Consider the following 802-nt stretch of genomic DNA (forward strand, 5'->3'; position numbering starts at 1 on the left):
AGCTATTGTCAACGGTATTGAAAATGTTGATGGTTACTTTTTAACAAATGCTAAAGAAGATGGGCTGTTTGATTATATTGTTTATGGACTGTATGAGTTTATTGAGTACGAACATGCTAAAAACAAGCTGGGGTCTCCTGTAAATGGACTGCCTTACGGCTACTACCGTGACTATAAAGCGTTAAAAAATGATCCCAATTGCAATCCATACTATTTAAAGGAAATCAAAAAAAAATCTAATGTTGAACCCTATGTGTCCTTTAGAAAGCAGTATTGCGTTGCAACGGTTAAAATTGATTCATTTAAAAGCAAGTATCAATACGAATCAGTAAGTGAAGAACTTATTGATAATAAAACAGAAGGTTATGAAATACATAGGTCAGTAACTAAAGTTGAAAATATACAGACAAAAGAAATTTTAGGACAAAGCATTAGCTACTTACTTTTTCCCTATGGAATATATAAAACACCAGAAAGTTATATGACATCACAGTGTTCACGTATTAATAAGTTTAAATATTTACCCATTAAAAAATCCATTGATGCATGGGTATTTAATAAAGAGTAAAAGACACCAAAACTTATTTTTAGCTGTTTTACATCAAGATGTATCTAGTAGTTTTGTCAATGAATGGATGTTCATAAATGAGTGAAAATAATCAAGTCGAAAAAGAAGTTAACACAGAAAAAGCCTACCAAGCAGCCCTTTTAGCAGATGCTGCATACATTGATTTTGATAAAGGTGTTGATTATTGGGGGTCAACTGGCATAATTAAGCCAGATTTTCCTGATATAGCAAAAA

1 protein-coding gene is annotated in these 802 nt (G+C 31.7%); it reads left to right on the forward strand.

The features are described from left to right. Positions 1 to 568 (forward strand): hypothetical protein (locus tag KCG35_RS25800; RefSeq protein ID WP_215822750.1); only part of this gene is annotated, 568 nt, incomplete at its 5' end. Positions 569 to 802 lie beyond the last annotated feature (234 nt).

The sequence above is a fragment of the Zooshikella harenae genome (genome assembly GCF_018837975.1).
GTDB lineage: Bacteria > Pseudomonadota > Gammaproteobacteria > Pseudomonadales > Zooshikellaceae > Zooshikella > Zooshikella harenae.